Here is a 1639-nt window from a genome sequence, read left to right on the forward strand (position 1 = left end):
CACTCGGCGACGGCACTCACAAGCTGCCGGTCAACGGCGCGGTGCGCAAGGCGATCGGCAAGACCGACGGCGACGAGGTGGTCGTACACCTGACGCGACGCCGGAACTAGGTGCAGCTTGCTGCCATCGGCCTCCGCCGGCCTCCGCGGTCGGTCATCGTCGACGCATGGCTGCGGACGGATTCATCCACATCGACATCGGGACGGTCGAGCCTGTGATGCACGCGCTCGAGCCCTGCCCGTTGCCCGCTGCTCACGGCCGGGGGTGGTGATCATGCCGATCCCCGAGCCGGCCGACGCGCTGTGGGCCGAGGTCTCCCAACTCACGAGGTGGCCGGACGCCGACGAGGACGCGGTGCGGACGATGGCCGCGGGCTGGCGGGCCGGCGGTGACCACTTCACCTCGGCGAGCTCCTTCGATATGGGTCCGGTCGCCGACGGCTGGCCCGATGCGGCGGGGCAGGCCTTCCACGGCCGGACCACCGAAGGGCTGCGGACCGCCGCGTCGACGGGTGCCGGAATGGCGGAGCTGGCCGGGCACGCCGATGCGTTCGCGGCCGAAGTGACCGGCGTGAAGAACGGCATCCACGAGCTGATGGCGGTCAACCAGGCCGGCTTCGCGCAGGCCGCGGCGATGCCGGCGGACGTGCGGGCCGGCTTCGTGCGGCAGGTCGCCGGCATGGTCGACACGATGAAGGCCGAGGCGGCCGCCCGCATCGCCGCGGCCCGTCCCGCGCAGGCCGGCCAGCCAGGGCAGCCCGCTCAGTTCGCGGGACAGCAGCCGCCGGACGGGCCGTTGTATCCGGACGAGCCGAGGGCGGTCAAGATCTGGTGGGACAGCCTGACCGAGGGTGAGCAGAACTACTTCCGGGCTCATCCCGAGACGATCGGGAACCTCGACGGCGTACCCATCAACGAGCGCAATGCGGCCAACCAGCAGCTCCTCAGGGTCACCATCGCCGACCTGAAACAGCAGGAGGCCGCCGCCCCCGGATCGACCGGAGGCCGGCTCGCCGCGCTCGAGGACCTCCAGAAACGGCTCTGGGTACAGGCGCCGGGCGGCAACCAGCTCCACCTGATCGCCTTCGACAACGCGGGCGACGGGCAGGCCGTCGTGTCGATCGGCAACCCGGACACCGCCAAGAACGTGGCCACGCTCGTGCCCGGCATCACCAACGAACTCAACAACATCGGCCACCAGATCGACCGGGCGACAACGCTGCGCCCGGACAACGACACCGCGACGGTCGTGTGGCTCGACTACAACACGCCGGAGGCGCTGATCGGCGCCGAGCCCGGCGCGAACTCGCTCACGCCACTCAGCGACCTGCGGGCTCGCGACGGGGCGGACGACCTGGCGCGGTTCCAGACCGGCCTGCGGGCCACCCACATGGGCACCGCGTCGAACAACGTCGTGGTCGCGCACAGCTACGGCACCACCGTGGCCGGCATCGCTTCCCACGAGTACGGGCTCAACGCCGACAAGCTGGTCTTCGTGGCCAGCACCAACCCGGGCGTCGACAACGTCAGCGAGCTGAACCTGGTCAACGCCGACGGCTCCGAGGTGCCCGCCGACCAGGTGGCGAAGCGGGTCTACGCGACCACCACGGACGACGACTGGCTGGCCCATTTCCAGAGCG

General features: G+C 70.8%; 2 protein-coding genes. Both read left to right on the top strand.

Going from position 1 to position 1639, the window contains the following annotated elements:
• On the top strand, positions 1 to 110 hold a 110-nt coding region (locus tag AB0M20_RS42320), incomplete at its 5' end, for a DUF1905 domain-containing protein (RefSeq protein WP_364307043.1).
• 163 nt (positions 111 to 273) lie between these two features.
• The coding region (locus AB0M20_RS42325) for an alpha/beta hydrolase (protein ID WP_364307041.1) at positions 274 to 1639 on the top strand (1366 nt) is incomplete at its 3' end.

Source organism: Actinoplanes sp. NPDC051633, from assembly GCF_040681735.1.
Classification (GTDB): Bacteria; Actinomycetota; Actinomycetes; order Mycobacteriales; family Micromonosporaceae; genus Actinoplanes.